The organism is Spirosoma sp. KUDC1026, from assembly GCF_013375035.1.
GTDB lineage: Bacteria > Bacteroidota > Bacteroidia > Cytophagales > Spirosomataceae > Spirosoma.
In genome coordinates, this window is record NZ_CP056032.1 from 5312711 (window position 1) to 5333958 (window position 21248).

The window sequence follows — 21248 nt, forward strand, 5'->3', positions numbered from 1 at the left end:
CGCCAACCTTTTAAAGTACACTGCATGAGCCTCCTGCTGTCAATTGTAATGCCGGCCTATAACGAAGAAGAAGTTATTGAAGCCGTCGTCAAGCAGTGGACTGATTTGCTGAATCGTCAGTTTCCTACGCAAAATACCCGCCTGATTGTTGTCAACGACGGTTCGCGGGATAATACCGGTGCTATTCTTGACCAGATCAAAGAACGCTACCCCAAACTGGTTGTTGTCCATCAGGCCAATGGTGGTCATGGCAACGCCGTTGTTAACGGGTACTGGCAGGCAGTTGCTTTAGACTCGGAATACGTATTTCAGACGGACAGTGACGATCAGTTCATCACCGATGATTTTATCAAGCTCTGGGAAAAGCGGAACGAGTCGCCGTTTATTCTGGGCTATCGTGAGGAGCGCTACGACGCCCCTGCCCGATTACTGATTACCCGTATTCTGCGGCTGAGCATTGCGGCCATCTACGGAACGTACATTATGGACAGTAACATCCCGTTCCGTCTGATCCGTGGTTCGTTCCTGCGCAAGCTGCTGAATCAACTGCCGAAGCCAACGCCGTTTGCGCCGAATATTTTCCTGGCTGTGATGGCCAAAAAAGCGGGCTTCAGCACGTTCGATATTCCCATCACACATAAGGAGCGACAGACCGGTACCGTGTCGATCCTGAAATGGAAGCTGCTGAAAGTCTGTATTCAAAGTTTCGGGGAGCTTGCTCAGTTCCGGCTTGACCTGAGCAATAAAGTAAAAGCCCTGAAAAAACCGGAACCCATTGCGGCTTAACGGCCAGCCAATGCGTCCATTACCAAGCTGTTACGTTTTAACGAAATACAACACAATTGTCTGCTAACGCTCAATCCATGAATTATAAGTATGTTATTATTGGTTCCGGGCCAACGGGTCTTGGAGCAGCATATCGCCTGAAAGAACTGGGTATTACAGACTTTATCGTTCTGGAAAAAGAAGACCGGATCGGTGGTTTATCGAAAAGCTTCGTCGATGAAAAAGGATTTACCTGGGACGTAGGCGGTCACGTTCAGTTTTCGCACTACAAGTATTTCGACGACCTGATGCAGAAAGCATTGGGTGAAGATGGCTGGCTCAGTCATCAGCGGGAGTCCTGGGTTTGGATTGAAAAGCGGTTTGTTCCCTACCCATTCCAGAACAATATCAAATACCTGACGCCGGAAACTATGTGGAAATGCCTCGAAGGCATTATCCAGAACTATAAGTTCCCGACCAACAAGAAACCCGCTAACTTCAAAGAGTGGATTCTGGCAACGTTCGGACCGGGTCTGGCCGAAACGTTCATGTTCCCTTACAACTTTAAAGTATGGGCGTATCCTACCGAGGAAATGAACGCGGTCTGGGTTGGTGAGCGGGTAGCCGTAACCGATCTGAACCGGGTTACAAAAAACATTATCTTTGATCAGGATGACTTCTCCTGGGGGCCCAACAGTACGTTCATGTTCCCGAAACATGGGGGTACGGGCGGTATCTGGGAGGCCGTCGGCGATCTGGTTGGCCGGGAGAATATCAAACTGAACACCACTGTCGAGAAAGTTATCGGTCCGGAGAAAAAGATCGTGCTGGCCAACGGAGAAGAGATTCAGTACGAATACCTGATGAGCACCATACCGCTGGACCTGTTCACCCAGCGTGTAGAAGGCCTTGCGCCTGAAACGGTGCAAACCGCACAGGGACTGAAACACTCCTCGACCAACGTAGTGGGTATCGGTCTGAAAGGCAAGCCAAAGAAAAGTCTTGAGACGATGTGCTGGATGTACTTTCCGGAGTCGAACAGCCCGTACTACCGCGTTACAGTATTCTCGAACTACAGCCCGAACAACGTTCCGGCGGATTCGGCAGACGGCGAGCAGTACTGGTCGCTGATGACCGAAACCAGCGAATCGACCGCGAAACCCGTTAACCGGGAAACGCTGATCGACGACACGATTCGGGCGCTGCTGGAAGACGAACTGATCGAATCGGCCGACGACGTAGTATCTACGTTCCACATGGCATTCGATTATGGCTACCCAACCCCGTCGGTTGAGCGGGACGGAATTTTGAAAGCGGTATTACCTAAACTGGAGCCGTTTGGTATTTACTCCCGCGGTCGCTTCGGTGCCTGGAAATACGAAGTAAGTAACCAGGATCACTCGCTGATGCAGGGGGTAGAGTGGGCCAACCGGGTCGCTACCAACGTACCAGAGCTGACGTTGCCTTTCCCCGAAACGGCCAACGCAATGTGGGGGAAATAATTGCTTTTTTCAGTAAACTTGAAGCACTGATTTAGTCGATCAGGCAGCTGCGGTGCCCAGTCACCTCACGCCCGCCGGAGCGCCTGAATCAGTGCTTCTGTGCTTTAGCCCTTATGAACAAAAAGATCTGGATTGGCCTCGCTGTTGTTGTAGCCCTGGTCGGTGGCTGGCTGGGATACCGGCTTCTGTTCTCCGCCGAACATACCGTCGGATCGCTTGTTCCCCCAGGCGCGCTACTGGTCATTGCCAGCGACCGGCTGCAGGATACCACGTCGCGGCAGGCACTGCGCACCCAGATCGCCTTACGTCAGATTCCAGTTTTTGACGAAGCCCGCCAACGGCTCGACCGGTTTCTGTACGCCACGGCTGACACCGCCACCGTTCTAAAGTTTATAACCGGGAAAGACGTTCATTATTCGCTTCACACCATTACCCGAAATAATCTTGATTTTATCTTTTACATACCGCTCAACGATGCTGACAAAGCGTTTCTCCAACATCTGACCAACCCCGACCCGCGCCAGTATCGGGTGTTGAACCATACATTCTCGGGACAGAAAATCCTGGATCTGGTGTCGCGTTCAAGTGATCCCATTGGCTCGTTTATCCTTACAGATACCTACCTGATTGGCAGCGCGTCCGGCATTCTGACCGAGAACGTAGCGCGCAACATGAACCGGCTGTTCCCCAGCACGCAGCCTACGCCGTCTTTTGAGACGGGGACGGATCTATTAGCGGGGTTGTCGGTACGTCCCGAAGTGCTGGAGTCGCTGTTCGGCAACGTTGGCTCGCTGGTTAAGCTGTTTCTGCCGGAGCAGATGAACCTGCTGTTTCGGCGGTCGAGTTCCCAATCCCATCTGATCGGTTACGCTGTCGATGATATTGGCGGTCGTCGTGACGTGGCGGCCCTGTTTGCGGGTCAGACCCCCCGGCGAATTCAGGCCGCTAACCTGATTCCGCGCACAACGGCTACGCTCTACCATATCGGTATCAGCGACGCGACCCGATTTGGCCGTTCGCTAAGCCGCTTACTCGGCTCAGCCTCCAGCGACTTTCTGAAAGAGCGGTTCAGCCAGATTGAACCGGCCACCGCCCCACTCTACAAGTCGCTGGGCCCTGATATTATGCTCTGTCGGATGGAATCGCCAACGGGTGGACTCCGGCAAGTCGTAGTGCTTACATCCCAAAACGGAAAACAACTCGTAGCCGCTTACCAGCAGGCTGCTTTTCTGGCGGGGGCCGGTAGACCCCAGGCTCCGCGCAATTTTCTGGGCCACAAAACACTGTTACTGCAGGTACCCGAGCTACCGGCCTCATTATTCAGTAATCTTTTCAGCGGTTTTTCGCAAAGCTGGATCACGCAGCACGGCTCATCACTGATTGTGGCTAACAGCGAGGAGACGATGCTGGACTACCTGCAGCAGATTCAGCGGGGGGCAACCTGGGCCTCCGACGAACGGCAGCTCGATCTGCTGAAAGGCACGCTACGTCCTGCTAACTTCACGGCGTTTGCCCGATTGACCCGCGCCGAAACAATTATTCCAGCCTCGTGGCCGCTGGGCTGGCAAAACCTGCTCGACCACCCAGATCCAGCACTAGTTAATCTGGAGAACATGGCGTACCAGGCCAGCTATGGCAACGAAAAAATCCTCTCTACGGTCGTCCTGGGCCGCACAACCCGCCGGGCTAGCCGGGCCCTCCTGAACAAACTTCTGCTCGTCAAGAAAACCGAACTCGACGCTGCGTTGGCATCAGCCCCCGTGACTACGGGGAGCCTGAGCGAAGGCGCGGCCCAGTTTTATGCCCACACAAACACCAATCAGTTCTGGCTGGTGACACCAGACGGTGAAAAAACGGGGCAGCAGTCTCTTGATGGCCCTATTCGCAGCAACACGCTGGCGGTTGATTTTCTCAACAATGGTCGACTTCAGTATTTGTTTATGACCGACCGGACGCTCTACGTTACCGATCCAGGCCAGCCAGACGCCAGACTCCAGCGTATTCCCCTGCCCCGTGGCGTCAACCCTACCTACCTGATTCGTCCCCGGGGCAGCCAGCAGCGAAACCTGGCCGCGCTGGTTAGCCATGACGATGGACATATTTACGCGCTGGACCGCCAGAAACAGGCTTTCGTCCGCATTATGACCTCGTCGAAGCAAGCGCCTTTGCTGCCGCCTTTCCAGGTTGTGCCCAAACCAACAGGCATGCATATCCTGGCCGCCCAGGCCGATGGCACGTTGCATTTCTGGCAGGAGAACGGCACAGAACTTCCGCATTTTCCGGTACGTATTGAACGTACCAAACCAGACGAACCTGAGGTTAAATTTGCGGGTCCAGCGCTGGTAGCAACCGGTCAAACGGATAACGATATTCATACGATCACGGATGAAGGTCAACTGCTGGCGCTGAAACAAACGGGCATGATTGCCAAACGAACCCAGCTTTATCGTCCTGTCCGTAACGGCGTTTTCCAGCTCTTACCTGATCTTGATCAAACTGATTGGTTATTACTGCGTACCACCGATACGGAAATTGCCGTTCTGGACCAGCAGGGACGTCGGCGTTTCGAGGTGCGGGCGCTCCTATCGGGTCAAAACGACGTACGCTACCACCGCCTGGGAGCGGGTATTGAACTGATCAGCGTAAAATCGGGTAATTTTACGAGCCTATACGACCTGAACGGCAAACTGGCCTGTGATCGACCAATTCCGAGCGATTTTCCAATTACGCTACAGTTCGATGAGCGCACGAATGAGCTCTTTGCGCTGAGTAGCTCCCGACAGTCAGTTCTATTGTATAGCATCCGGCTCCGGTAATCACGTTGTTTGCCGGTCAGTCATAAAAGTCTTTAGTACGTTACCATGCGATTCGTTCGTTACATCGCGCTGGCTGTAGCGCTTATTCTTTGGGGAGGAGGTTTGTCGACAACTGTTTCCCACTGGCTCTACGATATTGGCGTTGTTGCCGATGACTACAAATACGGCGACCTCTACCGCATGTCGGCGCTTCCTCAGTTCAAGGAAGAAGCCGTACCTTGTCCGGTTAGTCACCTGTCAAGTGATACGTCAAGCACGCACCTGTACATTATTGGTGATAGTTTTACCGAGCCACAACGCCTGAGTAAGGATGATTTCCCAGTGAGTCATTACCAGCGCGCGGCCTGGGAACATCCGCAACGTGCTCAATTAAATCCAGCAAAACGGAATGTTCTGCTTATCGAAACGGTTGAGCGCCATTTCCGCGAACATTTTACACACCCCGTCAATGAACTGGTTATCCAGTCCGACACGACAAGAATGGCCCCGCCCAAGGTTACTTTATACCGGCAGTTGGGACAGGAGTTTCACCGGATCGACGTAGAGGAGCGATTGGAATCGACGTTATTCAGCGGTGCCTGGGCGTTCTGGTTCAAAGAGTTGAAAGCGCATCTGACATTGGACTGGTTTAACCGCACTACGGGTAACGTGAGTCTCTCCGAAGACAAACAGCACGTCTTCACCAATCTGGATACCGATACGAGTAAAAAACTCAATTCGTCGTTTGCTCCCCTGTCAGATCAGGAACTCAATACCCTTGTTGACAGCGTCAACGTAACGGCTGCGCGGTACAAACGACTGGGTTTTGACGCCGTTTATCTATCGATCATTCCCAATAAAGCGAGTATCCTGGAACCGGACCGGGACGCTTATAACCACCTGATCGAGCGCGTGCAACAGCACCCCAACTTACAGGTTCCGGTAGTTGATGTCTATAGTTCGTATAAAAGTGCTTCCCAGTCGCCCTACGCACAGGGCGATACGCACTGGAACTGCACCGGACGCGCTTTATGGCTGGATCGAGTAACAGATCTTTTGCATACACGTCCAGCGGATAAACAGAGAATTTTGTAAGGGGTATAGGGAGACGTAGCAGTAGTCTGTTATGATTTTGCTGCTTTACGATGACTGTTGCCTTACGTTGTGTTAGTAACAGAAATCAGCTATGTTCCCGTTTCTACAAAATCTCTTTATCATTCTGTCTGTTTTATCGTATCTGGTGGGTTTGACTATAGGCGTACTGGTCATTCTGGCGCTGCTCAAGTATTTGCGGAATTAATTTTCGTCAGACAGACGGCCAGTACCTGCCCGGTAAAACTCGACCTGTCAAACATAAAAGGGTAGGATTTCATCAGTTTTGCCAAACGGCTCACCTAACGAAAATCCTACCCTTTTTATAAATTCAAGAGTTGACTTTGCCTTTCTCGTACCTAAACCAGCTCAAATAAATTCGTTACGCCCAGCATCCGTTTGCTGATGAAGCCTTCGCCAAACTCAGCCCCGATCATGTGGCCGTGTTCGCGGGTGCGGGCTTCCAGGAACTTCATAAACGGCTCACCCGAAATGTAACTTTGGGGCTCTGTGCTGTCCGGGTTGAAGAACTGACTTTTGTAAGCTTTAATGGCCGCCAGTTTTTGTTCCCAGTACGGGGAAATGTCAACAACAAAATCCGGCTTCAGGGCGCGGTCCTGGATGAAATGGTAGATGTAAATCGGGCGATGCGCTTCCTGCGGCTGGCCGTTTTCGTCTGCCGTTTTAATCTGCCGCAACCCCGCATAAAAGCAGGCTTCCGTTACCAATTGGGCCGCCCGACCATGATCCGGGTGCCGGTCGTCGGGCGTATTGGTCAGTATAATTTTAGGCTGATACTTCCGAATCATTGGAATGAGCGCCTTCTGATGCTCCTCATCATTGCGAAAGAATCCATCCCGGAAACCCATGTTCTCGCGGGCTGATAACTGCATGATTCGTGCCCCTTCGGCCGCTTCCTGCAGACGGATTTCGGGCGTACCACGGGTACCCAGTTCACCCTGGGTAAGGTCGATAGCGGCAACCGTTTTTCCCTGAGAAATAAGCGAAAAAATCGTCCCCGCGCTTGTCATCTCAATATCGTCGGGGTGGGCACCAATGGCCAGTACGTCAACAGTCATGTAGGGTAATAGAGGCTGTTTTCAAACACCCCTCCCGATTTTACGCGAAAGCGGAGCCGAAAGTTTCGCTTTATCCCTCAAATCCGCTCAATTCAAACAAGAAAGTGCTGGTTCAATTACACACTCTGGCTGACTTTCCGCTCTAAAACACGTCAAATTAGGCTGAAAGTGGTATTTTGCAGCCGTTCTGCCCATAAACTCACGTTCATCTAACTCCACTTTTTTGCAGCACATCTAACGTATCCTCCCAGCAATGTCCTACAAAGCGCTTGCCCTTCAACTAAACTGCCAGTCGATTACCAATAGCCAGACCCGCGACGAAGCCGAATTCATGATGCTTCGTTCAATCGAACGAATCGAAACTCAGATAGCAGCCTCCATTGGCCATATTGGGCGTGATACGCTGCTGATTGTGGCGCCGGAATCTTTTCTAACCGGTATTCCAACCCGCGAAACAATTCACGAATGGCGCGAGAAAGCGGCTTTAGAGATTAATGGCCCCATCTATGAAGCGCTGAGCGCGATGGTACAGCGGCAGCAGGTGTATTTCTCAGGTAATGCCTACGAACAGGACCCCTTCTTTCCGGAGCTTTACTTCCAGACCAGTTTCATTATTGGCCCGAATGGTGACGTATTACTGCGGTATCGGCAGCTTAATGCGATGTACGCTCCTACCCCACACGATGTTTGGGAGCTTTACCTGGATGCGTACGGATACGATTCGCTGTTTCCGGTTGCCCGAACGAATATCGGAAATCTGGCCTGTCTGTCTTCCGACGATATTCTGTTTCCTGAAGTTGCGCGTTGTCTGGCCATGCGCGGGGCCGAAGTACTGCTCCATTCCGCTTCCGAAATTGCCAGTCCGTTGCAGACTCCCCGTAAGATAGCCAAGCAGGCGCGGGCAATTGAAAATATGGCCTATGTCGTATCCGCTAATTCAGCTGGTGTATCGGGCAGTCCCTTACCCGCCGAAACCACCGACGGTCACTCCCGAATCGTCGACCACAAAGGAATTGTCCTGGCCGAAGCGGCTTATGGCGAAAGCCTGGTTGCCAATGCTGATATTGATCTGGCCGCGTTGCGGGAGTTTCGTCAGCGGCCTGCGCTGGCCAATCTGCTGGCCCGGCAACGCTATGAGCTTTACGCCAACAGCTACGCCCAGCACAGCGTTTACCCACCCGATACGCTCCTGAGCCAACCCGCCGAACGTGCCTTCTTCGTTCGTACCCAACAGGAAGTTATCAAAAAACTCTATAGCTAAAAATTGACAGGATTACAGGATTTGTAGAATTGGTTTAGGTTTTATAATTCCCGGGAATCCCGTAATCCTGTCGAAAACTTTCGGCTGTACGACTGTCGAAAACTAGCCGGTCTACGGTGTTTATCTAAACTTGCTGTATTTTTGCGGGTTAATTAGCTATGACCTTAAGCATCCGCGATACCGCCTACCAGCTCCGACAGGGGCATCTGATTGCTCTGGCCGACGAAACAGGCTGGTCGATTGCTGCCGACCCAACCAACGATTCGGCAGTTGATACCTTGCTCCCGCTTTTACCGACTGGTTTTTATCCAACCATCCTTATCCAGAACACCGATCAGCTTGGTATGTACGTAGCGCAGTTGCCCGACGTAGCATTTGATCTGGTCGAGTTTGCCGATAGTCCTCTGACGGTTGTGTACGATCAGGGGAAGAACGTTTCAGGGCGATTGTGGCCTACAAACACGGACAACCAGGCCGGTACCATTGCCGTCCGACGCAGCCTGAACGAGGAAGTGCAGCGACTGATTGGTGGTTTTGGCCGGGGATTACTTACGATACCCTTCGAAACATTGAACGTAGCGCAGCTTCCTAAAGATACCGTAGCTGGTTATTACGGCACCCTTCCTTCCAAGCTGGAGCGCCCGCGTATTATGGTTCTGAACGTTGACGGTGGGGTTCGGTTCATCAGAAAATAATTACCTGTCCAGACCTGCTGTCTCATCATGATGCGCAGTCGGCCTGGTACACAAGCGCATGAATTTCAGCGACATCTTACATAAAAACCCCATTTTTGGCCGGATCGCCCACGAGGCCGACACGCTGGGCGTCGACGCCTACGTTATTGGTGGCTTCGTTCGCGATCTCATTATGGGACGTCCTTCCAAAGATATTGACGTGGTCTGCATCGGGAGTGGCATTGCCCTGGCCGAAGCCGTGGGAAAAGCGCTGCACACCAACGTATCAGTTTTTCCTAGTTTTGGTACGGCCATGCTACGAACCTCCCCGGGCCAGGTCCAACCTGGCCAATCCTTTCCGAAGCGTGATTCCAGCTCTGAACAGGCTTGGGAAGTTGAGTTTGTTGGCGCCCGCAAGGAGTCATATCGCAGTGATTCGCGCAAGCCCATCGTTGAAGATGGTACGCTCGAAGACGACCAGAATCGGCGTGACTTCACGATCAACGCTATGGGTATCAGCCTCAACCAGCAGTCGGGTGTCGGTTTTGGCGAACTGCTCGACCCCTTCAACGGACTGGCCGACATCAAGCGAAAAATCATTCGCACTCCGCTTGATCCGGACATTACGTTCTCCGACGATCCCTTACGAATGATGCGGGCCATCCGCTTTGCCGCGCAGCTTAATTTCGACATTGAGCCTGATACGTTCGACGCCATTGTTCGCATGAACGAACGCATCAGCATCGTTTCGCGGGAACGAGTTACCGATGAGTTGAACAAAATTCTTCTGTCGCCTACACCTTCTTACGGCTTCAAACTTCTCTACCACGCTGGTTTGCTTGACCGCATATTCCCGGAACTCGTTGTGCTGAAAGGTGTTGAGACCATTGAGGGGAAGGGGCACAAAGACAATTTTTACCATACCCTGCAGGTGCTGGACAACGTAGCGAACCGGACGAACGCACCAGCTTCGCTGCGAGACAACGAACTCTGGCTACGCTGGGCGGCCTTATTACACGACATTGCCAAGCCGGCTACCAAGCGTTTTGACCAGAAAGCAGGCTGGACCTTTCACGGTCACGAAGACCTGGGCGCACGCTGGACACCGGGCATTTTCCGGACGATGAAGCTCCCCCTTAATGAGCACATGCGCTTTGTACAGAAGCTCGTCCGTCTGCACCTGCGTCCCATTGCGCTGACGAAAGAACAGATAACCGACTCAGCATTACGTCGATTGCTGGTCGATGCCGGTGATGATCTGGACGGTCTGATGGCGCTTTGCCGGGCGGATATTACGTCGAAGAATTACGAAAAAGTGCAGAAACACCTCCGCAATTTTGACAAGGTTGAACGGAAGCTCCACGATCTGGAAGAGCGGGATAAACTCCGTAATTTCCAGCCTGTCGTCACGGGCGAGCTGATTATGGAAGCCTTTAATCTAACCCCATCCAAAGAAGTCGGGGAACTGAAAACCGTTCTCCGGGAAGCCATCCTGGATGGACTCGTGCCCAACACCCTTGAAGGCGCTTTTCCAATGCTTATTGAGGAAGGGAAAAAACGCGGTCTAACGGTGGTTAAGAAACTTGATGAAATTCAACCAATAGTTACTGAAAATCAGCATACTGAATCAAATGGATAACAATACCAATTTCCGGCGCTTTTTCGGCGCATCGCTCACCATCCTGGGTGTAGTCGTCATCCTGTTTGCCCTGATCGCCTTCCTGTCTGACGGGAAGCCCGTGCTAGGTCTGCGCGTATCGCACGGCGAGGCAGCTGCTCCGTTCATTGTCGGAATGATATTCCTGATTACGGGCGTAAATCTAGTTCGGGAGTCGTAGAGCTGCCGACTTATTTGGATACCTGCGCGGTTAGCAACCAAGGGTACGTATTGACAGGTTCGGGCAGTCCATTCGGCTGAATCTGCAAATACATAAGGTGTAGATGGGTCGGCGAGCGGGTCTTATAGGCATTGTAGCCCGTTCGCCCCATATCGGCCAGCTTCTGCCCCGCCTGCACCCACTGCCCGGGCGTTACGTAGATTTCGTTATTGTGAGCGTAGTAGAATAAGCCGTGGAGGGTTGGGTCATACACCCATATCCAGTTGCCACCCCGATACTCAGAGCCCGGCTTCCAGCCGGTTTCAATGGCCAGCACCAGCCCATTGCTCATCGCCAGTACATCGGCGGGTTTACTGGTTCGGTCGTCCAGCGCATCCTGATTGCGGTCGGCGATAAAAATATCCTGCGCCGGGTGGCTGCCCCGTACGTTGTAGTCAAACAGATCGAATCCTTTGCCCCGATAGCCTTCGCCATGTGTGCCCCCGATCGCACTGGTAGCATATCCCCGGATCGGAAAAGCGAAGTAGCGCCCACTCCGGTACAGACTATCGCGCTGCAGCGAATCCTGACTGGCGTTCGCCCGACTACGGAAACGCTCCTGCAGGCCATGCATAATCTGACTAAATTCCAGCCGAGCCGAGTCGGGTGTAATGCTTTCCTCACGTATTTGGGTATACAGCGACTGAAAGTGCTGGCAGTAAGTGTACAGGGTGGGCTCGTCTGAATTGCGGGTAATGACCTGCGACGAAGCGGCATTCAGCCCTCCGATCAGCACTGCCCCTAAAATACCCATTAACCGCATGCACGAAGTTACGTCAATCTTCACCGGATCGAATGTGGCTTATTCAATACGCCAAAAATACGCAAAGTAGTGCGACAGGTGAAGTAGCTGATGGTTAATCCGGTGGTCTTTGCGTATAAAACGGTATTGTTCCGCCATCAACCGGCAGTCGTATCAGGGACAGACGAGTTTGTAGAAGGTGTAACTCAGCGTGATCGCCGTGTACGTATAGCTATCCCGCAGGGCCGGGTTGCCCTGCGCCAGTTTATTGTTTGTCGTCCCGAACGTTCGTTCTCCCAGCGCATCGAGGTAATCATTGTTGGTGAACCGGGTTCCAAATTCAACGCCAACACTCCAGGGTCGTTTGATCTCGTATTTGAAACCAACACCAAGCGGGAAGCTCAGCACTCCTCTGGCCCGGATAACGTCATTGCGAAAATTACAGATACCCACGCCCCCAAACACGTAGGGCGTCCAGTTTTTTACTTTGGGAGAAGATTTGTAATTCAGGAAATTGTATTCCAGATCGACCGTTGCTTCGCCCAGATTGGTACGGAAAGAAAAATCCCGCGCCTGTTGAAACGGATCACTGCTCAGACGATCGGACCCACGTAGCACGCCTAGTCCGATGCCGGCCCGCATTGAGAACGATCGGGTTGCGTTATAGCGAAAGAACAGATTGGCACCCGGCGCAATAAACCGTGGGTTCAGACTGGGCGATACGTCTCCTTTGTACAGCATCCCACCAAGTCCCCCCCCCACTTCTATTTTCTGCGCCTGCGCTGTCGTGCTGATAAAAAGCCCGGCTACAAGCAGCCGGGCTAGTTTATAGTGTAATTGATTCATAAATACCTACGCAAGTACAAATGCTGACTCAGGCTTTTATCGGATCGGTGGACACTTGATCTTACTGGGGATAACGTACTGAATAGAAATGTTAGTCAGCAGGTATCCATCGTTCAGGTATCCATCAGCCCCCCGAGCAGGTTGAGTTGTTAATGCATCCTGAATTGCAGCCTGTAGATCGGGTGAACCGTTCGTAAACAAATCAGTCAACACCTGGTAGCGGTTCGGCGGATTGTTTTTGTATCGGGCGGCATTCTGTTCAAAACGCCGATCTCCCATTACGCGAGCCAGCCCTTCCAGACTGGTAGGATCAGCATAAGGACCGCCTACATCATCCAGATAATCCGTGAACGTATAACGGAATCCGATCTCAACACCAACGTTGAACATATCATTGATCCGATAGCGAGCGCCGATGCCAACTGGGATCGAAGCCGTTACCAGCGAATAAGGCTTGTCGCGCCCGGGCTGTCCCTGTCCTTCGGTGTGCAGAGGTTGTAATTTTACCCACTCCTGCGCGGCATATGGTTCATTATTAGGAGCTGCGGGTGTACGGGCTTCAGGGCTGTGGGCTACCAGTGCGATACCAGCGAAGAGGTAGGGTGTAATCTTAGCCCGCCGTTCGGGGCTGCGTCCATCCGGAATGAAGTTATAAATACCCGTTACGGCAAACTCCTTTAAGTCATTTCTAAAATGAAGATTACGGGTATATTGAACCAGATAATTTTGAATTCTATCCCGGTAAAAGGTATAGTCATCGCCAGTGATACGCGCCCAGGTAAATGAAGCACGAGCAGCAAAATTAGGCGTGAACTGGCGGGTATAGCCCAGGCCAACGTTCCAGCGTGGGAGGATAAACGTAGCCCGAATAGGCCGTTTATAGCCCGCTAGATCGCCGTAGTAATGCGATGAACCGGCGCCAAATGAAACCGATGAGTACGGCGTAAACTGGGTATTGGGTTTTCGTTGAGCCAGACCGCTGGAAGCAGAGCCAGCCAGCGCCAGAACTGTGGCCACGCCTGCTACCAGATACTTATATTTATTCATATGCGTTAAATACGTGAATCAACCATCTGAGCCCGAAGCCAGCCATTTCGGAAACGGCCGCCGAGTATATTTTATTGGCTCAGACACTAAAATTTATAAGCCTGTCAGCTCAATGTGCGGGCAAAATACATCAATTCTGTCAGCCCCGACTCAGCACAAAGGATCAAATGAAAATTTAATCCACTAATTCCGGATATCCCAGCCCCAATTTAGTTTGCTCCGCAGCGTATTCAGAAAATTGTCGTCGTTCAGTTTAACCAGCCGAGCTTTGAATGACTCTTTCTGCACGCTGATTCGCACCGACGTATCGACCGTAAACGAGCGGGAATCCAGAGCCGCCAGAAAATTCCCACTCCGACTTTCCACTTCAAACGACAACTGACAGGAGTCCATGACAATCATAGGCCGGACGTTGAGGTTGTGTGGACTGATCGGCGTGATAATGAAATTGTTGGTCTGCGGCAACAGCACCGGTCCCCCACAACTCAGCGAATAGCCGGTCGAGCCGGACGGCGTAGAAATAATCAGTCCATCCGCCCAGTATGAATTCAGAAATTCACCATCCAGATACGAATGAACCGTAATCATGGACGATGTCTGCGTCCGGGTAATCGTAAAATCGTTCAGGCCAAACGGCAGCTTGCCAAAAATATCCTGGCTCGATCGAACGCTCACCAGGGTCCGTTCATCAATCGAGTACTGCTCATTAAAGAGCGCATCGATCATTAATCGAACCGAAGCGGGCGCTACAGTCGCCAGAAAACCTAGCCGTCCAATATTAATGCCAATAATTGGAATCTGGTGCGGTCCAACGTGCGTGACGGCATCCAGAAGTGTACCATCCCCGCCGAGACTGAAGATAAAATCGGCGTCCGAAACGCCTTCGTCGATGCTGTACGTATCCTGGCTGTAGTGCGTAACGCCCGCATTATCAAGAAAATCGCGGTAATCCTGCGAAATGATGACCTCGGCCTGACGCTTGGCCAACTCGTCAAACATTGATTGAATGTAAGGCCGGGCCGATTCGGGAAAGTTGCGCCCGTGAATGGCAATTTTCATGAAGAAGAGCGAAAGGCATTGGGCGAGGGGAGAAGGGTAAAAGGTATTTCCTGTTTTCCCTTCTCCCCTCGCCCAATGCCCGTTGCTGATTTACGTATTTAAATACCGCAGCAGCGAGTCAAGCCGCTCCTGATCGATACTTTCCACCGGAGCGTTGGCAAAGGCTGCTTCGATCTGATAGCCAAATCGTTCAAGTGTCGATACAACCGGCGCAATTTCGCGTCGGTTGAGTTTCAGCGTCAGGCGGGAGCGGTCAGGCATTCCGTAGGCGGCACTGGCGTAATAGCTACTAATAATCTTGACGTTGTTCGACTCTACCAGACGGCTGATTTCGGCCATTGAATAGTCTCGTTCGTTCAGATTCAGGATCAGAATAGCGCCAGTTTCCTGCACGCCAAGTTCGCTGGCAAACTGCTTCAGCAACTCGGCCGTTGAGATGGTACCCGTAAATTCACCGCCTTCGCTGAGGACCGCCACCACGTCCATCCGGTTCTTGAGTGCCATGCCCAGGATCTCGAACAGGTGTTGCCCTTCATAAACGAACAGTTGATCAAACAGGTGCATGACGCTGCTCAGGGGCTGTTCGTCGGTTACTACGTCCATCAGCAGTTCTTCGCTGACGATACCCTGATATCCGGCCTGATCGGTGAGGACGAGTTGTCCGATACGATGTTCCTGCATCCAGTCGAGCGCCTGCCCAACGGTGTCGGTTGGTTTCAGGGCCGGGAGCATCGGGTCTATAAGTTCGGCAGCCAGCATAATCGATTAGCTTAGGGAAACGGTACTTGAAAAAACTACAGACGATTCGCCTTAGTTTCCGAAACTTAACGAAAAAGCCGGTTCCTCACAGCGCACGGCCGCAAATCATCCTTCTTTTTCGCCTGCCCAGCCCCTGTCTTCGGCGCTGGTTACACCGCCAGTTCGGTTACCGGGTGGCGAACGAGCCAGCTTTCCAGCAACGCATTGAATTGATCAGGGCACTCCATCATAGGTGCGTGGCAGCATTTATCGATGAAATGCAATTCAGAATCGGCAATCAGGCGGTTGAATTCGTGTCCTACCTCAGCTGGCGTAATCGTATCGTTCAGTCCCCAGACCAGCAGGGTTGGTACCTGAATCTGATAAAGATCTTTCGCTACGTTGTTCCGCTGGGCCGATTTGGCAATTCCTACAATGCTCATGCATTTAGGAATGCTGCTTGTAATCTCAAAAACTTCGTCGATCAGTTCTTTCGACGCTACTTTCGGATCGTAGAAGGTATAGGCAACCCGTTCGGCAATGTAGTCGTAACTGCCCCGTTTCGGGAACGAGCCGCCCATGCCGTTTTCGAACAGACCCGAGCTGCCGGTCAGCACCAGCCGCCGAACCTGGTCGGGTTTTTTGAACGCGTAGAGAAGCGCCAGGTGACCACCCAGCGAATTGCCGAGCAGCGTCATATCGGTCAGGTCTTTCTGGGCAACGAATTTTTCGATGAATGCTATTAAGCCTTCCAGACTAGCCTGTCGGATGGGCATTTCGTAGATAGGCAGCATAGGAATGATTACCCGGTACCGATCCGAAAAGGTGGTGATTACGCTATCCCAGTTGCTCAGGGCTCCAAATAACCCGTGCAGTAACAACAGTACTTCGCCCTGGCCTTCGTCTACGTACCGGAAGCCAGCCTCCTCACGAATTTGATAGTTCATACTCTTCTAGCCTTCTTAACGCGGTGGACACGTTTTTTCTGGTTAATAACACAAATTCAATCCAGTTTTTCAGCAGCCGGAGGCCGTGCTCGGTCAGGGCGGCCTCGGGGTGAAACTGTACGCCCCAGATGGGTAACGACCGGTGCCGCATCGCCATCAACTCTCCCCCATCGGTCACTGCCAGCGGTACAAGTGATGCTGGCAAATCCTTCAGCAGCAACGAGTGGTAGCGCGTTACCTTAAACGTAGCGGGTATGTTCCGCATCAGTACGTCCTGTTGCTCGAGTACCCGCACCGTCGACACTTTTCCGTGCATTGGCTGCAACGCCCGCTGCAGCCTGGCTCCGAAAAATTCACCTAACGCCTGATGCCCCAGACACACACCCAGTATCGGAACTTTTCCCTGGTACCGGGCAATCAGATCCAGTAACTGACCTGCCTGCCGGGGTGTTCCTGGCCCCGGCGACAGCACGACGCCATCAACGGGTTCCTCGTCAAACGCCTGCATCGACGCATTGTTTCGCACCACCCGACACGTGGCCCCTGCCTGATGCAGATAATCCACGAGCATATGGGTAAACGAGTCAAAATTATCGATCACCAGCAGGTTCATACTGCTATAACACAAACGAACACCACAAAATTAATGCTTTGCCAAAAAAATCAACAACTTAAAATAGCTACTATCTGACTAACAATATATTATCTTTTTATTAAATCCAAAAAATGCAAATTTTATAAAAAAAATACCACCTCCACTCTGGCTGCGCTGAAGCTTCCGGAAAGCACAGTCATTAATTTTGGCGTTTATTCACGGTATCGAATCAAACCATTTGCCCTATGACTACCGATTACCCCGTTATCATTGTTGGCGCTGGCATGGCTGGCCTTACTTGTGCTGTCTATCTAAAGCAGGCGGGTATTGATGCCCTACTCCTCGAGGCAGACGATGCTGCCGGTGGTCGGGTCAGAACGGACGTGGTGGATGGATTTCGGCTCGATCGAGGTTTTCAGATTCTGCTTACGGCTTACCCGGAAGCCCGGCGGTTGCTGAACTACACCGCCCTTGATTTGAAAGGATTTCGCTCGGGAGCGCTGATTCGCCAGCCCGATACAGACAAGCCGAACGCCTGGATCAGTATGGTCAATCCGTTTCAGGAACCGACTTCTGTATTTCAGACACTGGTCTCACCGGTAGGTACGATGGGCGATAAATTGCGCATTATCGAGCTGCTCCGCAAAACGCAGGAACTTCCTCTGGACGATCTGTTTCACCAGACGCCCACAACGACACTGGCGTTCCTGCGGGCAAACGGCTTCTCCGAGCAGATCATCGACCGTTTCTTCCGACCTTTCTTCGGCGGTGTTTTTCTGGAAGATGCACTCAATACGTCAAGCAATTTTTTTGAGTTCTGTTTCCGGATGTTTTTTACGGGCGGAGCCGCCGTACCGGCGCAGGGGATCGGTGCCATTCCGACGCAGTTGACCGGCCGTCTCTCACCCGATCAACTGCGGTTGAACAGCCCGGTAGACCGACTGGAGGGTCGCACCCTCACGCTCGGCAACGGCCAAACCCTTTCGGCCGATCACGTGATTCTGGCCGTCGATGCCGCGCAGGCAGCCCGCCTTACTGGTCATGCCATTCCCTCACAACAGGCGTTTACTCATACGACCTGTTCGTATTTTGCCGCCCCGGTCAGTCCTGATAACAAGCAACTATTGATGCTGAACCCACACCGGGCGTCGGCCGTGCATAATCTGGCCGTTGTCAGTGATGTAGCACCGGGCTACGCTCCTGCCAGGCAGTCACTGATTTCGGTGAGTACGCAGGGACTGGAAACGGTCAATGAAGAAGCGCTGACAGAACGTATTTTCCGCGAACTCACAACCTGGTTCGGGGAAGAGGTCAGCCAATGGCGTTATCTGCGCGCGTATCATATTCCGCAGGCACTACCGGCCTACACGCCCTATTCCGTGCATCAACCCCTGCAACTGGGCAACAACCTTTATCAGTGCGGAGACTGGACCGCCTACCCGTCACTCAACGCGGCTATGCAGACCGGACGGCAGGTTGCCGAATTGATTATTCACAAAGAGGGCTAACTTTCCCTCCTTACTCTGTTGGTTGCCTGATCGATTGCTTACTCTATGCGCGTACTGGTTCGTTACGTATTACCCCTGTTTATTGCGGTTCCCGTAGCGTTCGCGCTGTTGTATCCTCATCTGATACGTTGCGTATGGATAGACCGGTCGACTGATTTCATCCGCCTGCCCGACTCAACCGAACTGCACGTTCATACCAACGCAACAACGCGGCAGCTGCGCCAGCTCCGGGAACACGTGGCTACGGCCCGGCAACGTATCCGAGCGTTCTGGGGAGGCAGACAAGGTAAGGCTATTCTGATTTACTGCCCCCAGCAGGAGGTTTACGAACAATACTGCCTGGGTGGGGAGGGAGCCGGCTGTAGCCTGGGAACCCCCTGGGGAACGTCCTACCTCGTACTGGGACCCGACGGCAACAATCCGGACGTAATTGCCCACGAGTTGTGTCACGATGAGCTTTTTGCCCGGCTGGGCTGGTGGCGCGTCAAACGCCAGATTCCGCAGTGGTTCAACGAGGGGCTGGCCCTCATGGTCGACTATCGATTTACTGATCCGGCGGTTTGGCAGACAGACAGCTTATCGGCCGAGGATGTCCCCCCCCTGCGGAGACGCTATTTCTATCGGACGCCGATGCTAAAACTCACGGAGCTTGAAACAACCAAGGATTTTTTCGGGGGCAATTACCGGCACGTTATGCTTGCCTACCAGACAGCCGCCGAGGAAGTAGCCCGCTGGTTACGCCTTGTTGGGGCGCCGGGCGTTGCCAGACTAAGCCAGGCAATGATAGACGGGGCTGATTTTGCGCCTGCCTACCAGCAACTGGAACGTGAGGGTCGTAAGAAACTTAACAATCAGCCGTAAGTTCAGGAAAGTGCTACGACCCGCCCCGTTTGCTGTTTTTTGAGCAACTCCTGGGGTAACCGTAACAGAATTTCATCCCGCAGGGCGTTGATCAGACGTCGTTTCAGAAAACTCCGATGCGTTACCAGACTTACCTCCCGCACCGGCTGGGGAGAATCGAAAGAGCGCAGGCGTTCTTTCCGGACCGGGTCCAGATCAAGCGTAGCCAGGTAAGGCAATAAGGTGAATCCTTCCTGCCGGTCGATAAGCTTGATCAGCGTTTCCAGCGAACCGGTTTCGTAGCGTAGTCCGGCGTGGCTCGTTGGCAGACGATCTGTTCCGCAGAGATTCATGACCTGACTGCGAAAACAATGACCCTCGGTCAACAGCCACAGGCCATCGGTTTCCAACGAACCGGCATTCACCGTTTCTTTCTTGGCCATCGGATGCGAATTAGTCGTATAGACCACAAACGGCTCTTGAAACAGCGGCATTTCAGTAATGCCATTCTCCGACAGGGGTGTCACCACCAGCCCTACGTCGATCAGTCCGTTTTTTAACTGATCGATGATCTGTTCCGTAACCAGTTCCTGAATCTGCACCGATACCGCCGGATACCTCTCGACAAAATCCGTGATAAAGTACGGCAGCAGATAAGGGGCCAGCGTCGGGATAACACCAATGCGCAGGTCGCCCCGGAAATCTTCTTTCGATTCGCTGACGATCTCAGGAATCCGCTGGGCCGCCCGCAATACGTCCCGCGCCTGCGCCAGAATAGTTTTTCCGGTTTCCGTCGGTACAACCGGCTGTTTGGACCGATCGAACACCAATACGCCCAACTCATCTTCCAGTTTCTGGATCTGCATACTCAGCGTTGGCTGCGTTACGTGGCAAGCGTCGGCTGCGGTCGCGAAATGACGATACGTATCAACGGCAACAATATAATCGAGTTGGGACAGAGTCATGCTACACGAATAAGGTTATCAACAGCACCGATGCCTAGTATTATCAATAAAATTGATACAAATCTAAATTGCATCAAACTAAAGAAGACGATTCCTGTTCTAATTTTGTCGCAGAATCGTTGACGCATATGAAAACACGGTTACTCGTTGTTGTTTTCCTGGCGCTTAGCCAAGCCGCTGCACTGGCCCAAACCTCGAACTCGCCCAATCCGGCTGCACCGGGTTTCAACCGGGCCGGTTCCGACTTCCGCGCTATTCAGATTGCCGATCAGGTAATGGCGGCCATGGGTGGACGACAGGCCTGGGAAGACACACACCTGATTTCCTGGACGTTTCAAAGCCTTCGCCGGCTGGTATGGGACAAGTGGAATGGGCTGGTCCGGATCGATAATCTGCAGGATGACCAGACGGTCCTGCTTAATGTCAATAACGACCGGGGCCGCGTTTTTCGGCAGGGCCATGAAATTCTGGCGGCCGATTCACTTACTTTCTACCTGCGGCAAAGCAAGAACCGCTGGCTGAACGATACGTACTGGCTGGTGCTGCCCTTCAAATTAAAAGACCCCGGCGTAACGCTCAAATACTTGGGCAAACGCCCCAATCAAGCCGGAAAACCCTCCGATCTACTGCAGTTGACCTTCCGGCAGGCTCCCGACAAATTCTGGGTGTGGGTCGATCCGCAGCAGCACCTCGTGAATCAGTGGGCGCATTTCGCCAAAGCCACCGATACCCAACCGATGTTTACCGTTCCCTGGCTCGATTACGCACAATACGGCAGTATCCTGCTCTCCGGCGAGCGGGGGGAGCGCGATATAACGAACATCATGGTGTTTACGGGGCTGCCCGGCGAGGTATTCAGCGATTTTACCCGGACCGATCTGAGCCGTTACCCACAGGCTCATTAATGTAATACGTT

Annotated in this window: 20 protein-coding genes; 11 read left to right on the forward strand and 9 right to left on the reverse strand. The window is 52.6% G+C overall.

Annotation, left to right across the window (positions count from 1 at the left end; translation table 11 throughout):
* The first annotated feature begins 24 nt into the window (after positions 1 to 24).
* From HU175_RS22420 to HU175_RS22435, 4 genes are all read left to right on the forward strand, one after another.
* Positions 25 to 786 (forward strand): glycosyltransferase family 2 protein, encoded by a 762-nt coding sequence (locus HU175_RS22420; RefSeq protein ID WP_176568697.1) that lies wholly within the window; start codon positions 25 to 27, stop codon positions 784 to 786.
* Between the two features lie 77 nt (positions 787 to 863).
* Entirely contained in the window at positions 864 to 2267 is a 1404-nt protein-coding gene (locus tag HU175_RS22425; protein WP_176568698.1) for a protoporphyrinogen/coproporphyrinogen oxidase, read from the forward strand.
* Positions 2268 to 2380: 113 nt separating this feature from the next.
* Positions 2381 to 5083, forward strand: coding sequence for a hypothetical protein (locus HU175_RS22430; protein WP_176568699.1), 2703 nt, complete (start codon positions 2381 to 2383; stop codon positions 5081 to 5083).
* A 45-nt stretch (positions 5084 to 5128) separates the two neighbouring features.
* Entirely contained in the window at positions 5129 to 6157 is a 1029-nt protein-coding gene (locus HU175_RS22435) for a hypothetical protein (protein ID WP_176568700.1), read from the forward strand.
* A gap of 356 nt (positions 6158 to 6513) precedes the next feature.
* Here the strand turns inward: HU175_RS22435 and bshB1 are convergent, their stop codons facing one another.
* The gene (gene bshB1, locus HU175_RS22440; RefSeq protein WP_176568701.1) at positions 6514 to 7233 is read right to left on the reverse strand and encodes a bacillithiol biosynthesis deacetylase BshB1; all 720 of its coding nucleotides are present in this window, start codon (positions 7231 to 7233) and stop codon (positions 6514 to 6516) included.
* A 253-nt stretch (positions 7234 to 7486) separates the two neighbouring features.
* Between bshB1 and HU175_RS22445 the strand changes: the two genes are divergently transcribed.
* From HU175_RS22445 to HU175_RS22460, 4 genes are all read left to right on the forward strand, one after another.
* The gene (locus tag HU175_RS22445) at positions 7487 to 8494 is read left to right on the forward strand and encodes a nitrilase-related carbon-nitrogen hydrolase (RefSeq protein WP_176568702.1); all 1008 of its coding nucleotides are present in this window, start codon (positions 7487 to 7489) and stop codon (positions 8492 to 8494) included.
* Between the two features lie 158 nt (positions 8495 to 8652).
* Positions 8653 to 9189: an L-threonylcarbamoyladenylate synthase gene (locus HU175_RS22450; protein ID WP_176568703.1), complete on the forward strand. Its 537-nt coding sequence runs from the start codon at positions 8653 to 8655 to the stop codon at positions 9187 to 9189.
* 58 nt (positions 9190 to 9247) lie between these two features.
* Positions 9248 to 10807, forward strand: a complete 1560-nt coding sequence (locus tag HU175_RS22455; protein WP_176568704.1) for a CCA tRNA nucleotidyltransferase — start codon at positions 9248 to 9250, stop codon at positions 10805 to 10807.
* Positions 10800 to 11006 (forward strand): hypothetical protein, encoded by a 207-nt coding sequence (locus HU175_RS22460; protein ID WP_176568705.1) that lies wholly within the window; start codon positions 10800 to 10802, stop codon positions 11004 to 11006. The genes HU175_RS22455 and HU175_RS22460 overlap by 8 nt, the downstream gene beginning before the upstream one ends.
* 10 nt (positions 11007 to 11016) lie before the next feature.
* Here the strand turns inward: HU175_RS22460 and HU175_RS22465 are convergent, their stop codons facing one another.
* From HU175_RS22465 to HU175_RS22495, 7 genes are all read right to left on the reverse strand, one after another.
* A complete protein-coding gene (locus HU175_RS22465) occupies positions 11017 to 11808 on the reverse strand; it encodes a M23 family metallopeptidase (protein WP_176569323.1) in 792 nt (263 codons plus the stop codon).
* A gap of 153 nt (positions 11809 to 11961) precedes the next feature.
* A complete protein-coding gene (locus HU175_RS22470; RefSeq protein WP_176568706.1) occupies positions 11962 to 12633 on the reverse strand; it encodes a DUF6089 family protein in 672 nt (223 codons plus the stop codon).
* A gap of 36 nt (positions 12634 to 12669) precedes the next feature.
* Positions 12670 to 13680, reverse strand: coding sequence for a DUF6089 family protein (locus HU175_RS22475; protein WP_176568707.1), 1011 nt, complete (start codon positions 13678 to 13680; stop codon positions 12670 to 12672).
* A gap of 183 nt (positions 13681 to 13863) precedes the next feature.
* Positions 13864 to 14739, reverse strand: a complete 876-nt coding sequence (locus tag HU175_RS22480; protein WP_176568708.1) for an NAD kinase — start codon at positions 14737 to 14739, stop codon at positions 13864 to 13866.
* A 90-nt stretch (positions 14740 to 14829) separates the two neighbouring features.
* The gene (locus HU175_RS22485) at positions 14830 to 15498 is read right to left on the reverse strand and encodes a CBS domain-containing protein (protein ID WP_176568709.1); all 669 of its coding nucleotides are present in this window, start codon (positions 15496 to 15498) and stop codon (positions 14830 to 14832) included.
* Positions 15499 to 15647: 149 nt separating this feature from the next.
* Positions 15648 to 16424, reverse strand: coding sequence for an alpha/beta fold hydrolase (locus HU175_RS22490; RefSeq protein ID WP_176568710.1), 777 nt, complete (start codon positions 16422 to 16424; stop codon positions 15648 to 15650).
* Entirely contained in the window at positions 16405 to 17037 is a 633-nt protein-coding gene (locus HU175_RS22495; protein WP_176568711.1) for an anthranilate synthase component II, read from the reverse strand. The genes HU175_RS22490 and HU175_RS22495 overlap by 20 nt, the downstream gene beginning before the upstream one ends.
* A 227-nt stretch (positions 17038 to 17264) precedes the next feature.
* Between HU175_RS22495 and HU175_RS22500 the strand changes: the two genes are divergently transcribed.
* Together HU175_RS22500 and HU175_RS22505 are read left to right on the forward strand one after the other, a co-directional pair.
* Complete coding sequence (locus HU175_RS22500) at positions 17265 to 18527, forward strand: protoporphyrinogen/coproporphyrinogen oxidase (RefSeq protein ID WP_176568712.1); 1263 nt, start codon at positions 17265 to 17267, stop codon at positions 18525 to 18527.
* Positions 18528 to 18572: 45 nt separating this feature from the next.
* Entirely contained in the window at positions 18573 to 19388 is an 816-nt protein-coding gene (locus tag HU175_RS22505) for a hypothetical protein (protein ID WP_176568713.1), read from the forward strand.
* Between the two features lie 2 nt (positions 19389 to 19390).
* Here HU175_RS22505 and HU175_RS22510 read toward each other — a convergent pair whose 3' ends face one another.
* Entirely contained in the window at positions 19391 to 20332 is a 942-nt protein-coding gene (locus tag HU175_RS22510) for a hydrogen peroxide-inducible genes activator (RefSeq protein WP_176568714.1), read from the reverse strand.
* A 128-nt stretch (positions 20333 to 20460) separates the two neighbouring features.
* Here HU175_RS22510 and HU175_RS22515 point away from each other — a divergent pair, with 128 nt between their 5' ends.
* The gene (locus HU175_RS22515; RefSeq protein ID WP_176568715.1) at positions 20461 to 21237 is read left to right on the forward strand and encodes a hypothetical protein; all 777 of its coding nucleotides are present in this window, start codon (positions 20461 to 20463) and stop codon (positions 21235 to 21237) included.
* Positions 21238 to 21248 lie beyond the last annotated feature (11 nt).

Bases quoted from the DNA above. Each gene is read 5' to 3' on its own strand.
- HU175_RS22470 (WP_176568706.1), bottom strand. From the start codon at position 12,633: ATGAATCAATTACACTATAAACTAGCCCGGCTGCTTGTAGCCGGGCTT.
- HU175_RS22465 (WP_176569323.1), bottom strand. From the start codon at position 11,808: ATGCGGTTAATGGGTATTTTAGGGGCAGTGCTGATCGGAGGGCTGAAT.
- HU175_RS22450 (WP_176568703.1), top strand. From the start codon at position 8,653: ATGACCTTAAGCATCCGCGATACCGCCTACCAGCTCCGACAGGGGCAT.
- HU175_RS22480 (WP_176568708.1), bottom strand. From the start codon at position 14,739: ATGAAAATTGCCATTCACGGGCGCAACTTTCCCGAATCGGCCCGGCCT.
- HU175_RS22495 (WP_176568711.1), bottom strand. From the start codon at position 17,037: ATGAACCTGCTGGTGATCGATAATTTTGACTCGTTTACCCATATGCTC.
- HU175_RS22475 (WP_176568707.1), bottom strand. From the start codon at position 13,680: ATGAATAAATATAAGTATCTGGTAGCAGGCGTGGCCACAGTTCTGGCG.
- HU175_RS22445 (WP_176568702.1), top strand. From the start codon at position 7,487: ATGTCCTACAAAGCGCTTGCCCTTCAACTAAACTGCCAGTCGATTACC.
- HU175_RS22490 (WP_176568710.1), bottom strand. From the start codon at position 16,424: ATGAACTATCAAATTCGTGAGGAGGCTGGCTTCCGGTACGTAGACGAA.
- HU175_RS22505 (WP_176568713.1), top strand. From the start codon at position 18,573: ATGCGCGTACTGGTTCGTTACGTATTACCCCTGTTTATTGCGGTTCCC.
- bshB1 (WP_176568701.1), bottom strand. From the start codon at position 7,233: ATGACTGTTGACGTACTGGCCATTGGTGCCCACCCCGACGATATTGAG.
- HU175_RS22430 (WP_176568699.1), top strand. From the start codon at position 2,381: ATGAACAAAAAGATCTGGATTGGCCTCGCTGTTGTTGTAGCCCTGGTC.
- HU175_RS22425 (WP_176568698.1), top strand. From the start codon at position 864: ATGAATTATAAGTATGTTATTATTGGTTCCGGGCCAACGGGTCTTGGA.
- HU175_RS22460 (WP_176568705.1), top strand. From the start codon at position 10,800: ATGGATAACAATACCAATTTCCGGCGCTTTTTCGGCGCATCGCTCACC.
- HU175_RS22435 (WP_176568700.1), top strand. From the start codon at position 5,129: ATGCGATTCGTTCGTTACATCGCGCTGGCTGTAGCGCTTATTCTTTGG.
- HU175_RS22515 (WP_176568715.1), top strand. From the start codon at position 20,461: ATGAAAACACGGTTACTCGTTGTTGTTTTCCTGGCGCTTAGCCAAGCC.
- HU175_RS22420 (WP_176568697.1), top strand. From the start codon at position 25: ATGAGCCTCCTGCTGTCAATTGTAATGCCGGCCTATAACGAAGAAGAA.
- HU175_RS22500 (WP_176568712.1), top strand. From the start codon at position 17,265: ATGACTACCGATTACCCCGTTATCATTGTTGGCGCTGGCATGGCTGGC.
- HU175_RS22485 (WP_176568709.1), bottom strand. From the start codon at position 15,498: ATGCTGGCTGCCGAACTTATAGACCCGATGCTCCCGGCCCTGAAACCA.
- HU175_RS22455 (WP_176568704.1), top strand. From the start codon at position 9,248: ATGAATTTCAGCGACATCTTACATAAAAACCCCATTTTTGGCCGGATC.
- HU175_RS22510 (WP_176568714.1), bottom strand. From the start codon at position 20,332: ATGACTCTGTCCCAACTCGATTATATTGTTGCCGTTGATACGTATCGT.